The 589-nt window shown below is 27.0% G+C and carries 1 protein-coding gene; it reads left to right on the top strand.

All coding sequences use genetic code 11. From position 1 onward, the window contains the following. Nucleotides 1-452 (top strand): hypothetical protein (locus RCF13_RS00500; protein WP_308140702.1); only part of this gene is annotated, 452 nt, incomplete at its 5' end. Nucleotides 453-589: the final 137 nt, after the last annotated feature.

The following is a 589-nucleotide window of genomic DNA, read 5'->3' as shown; positions in this document are numbered from 1 at the left end:
ACTATGTAAATTCTCATACATTACCAAGTGTATTAGGAATAAATAAAGGGCCAATTTTGAAAATTGGTCAAACACTTCGTTTACAACAAATAACACAGGTAGAAGCAAGTAATGGAGAAACAGAGAAATTCGAATTGAATTTTTTGGATTCTGATAGCAAATATATAAAGATAAATCTTGAATTAAATGAACAAAACTATGTAGATATTGCACTTGAAGATAATGAAGAGGATCTGGCGTACTTAGAAAGGAATAAGAATAAACTAATCGATGATGTATTAGACAGTAAATATTCTTATCACTACACATTGCATATACCCAAAAAATATTTTACACCGCAAAAGGCTTATCAACATAATGAAAGTGAGCAACAGTATACAGGTGATGGCTACTCAGAAGTAATTGATTATACGATTTCTAAAAAAATTCTATATTCAACGGAAATAAAATAAAAAACAAGAAGCATTTGTCTTAGGGGGATCGATGCTTCTTGTTTTTTATTTTATTTAAGAAATTTGGTTATCATAAATTTAAAAGGAATTTTATATATTTTATATAATATTTTTCAAAAGACAAATAATAACTTTTC

The organism is Stenotrophomonas maltophilia group sp. RNC7 (assembly GCF_030910085.1).
In the GTDB taxonomy this organism is placed as follows: domain Bacteria; phylum Pseudomonadota; class Gammaproteobacteria; order Xanthomonadales; family Xanthomonadaceae; genus Stenotrophomonas; species Stenotrophomonas sepilia.
Note: the sequence above shows the minus strand (reverse complement) of the source record. Positions and strands in the feature narration are given on the sequence as shown.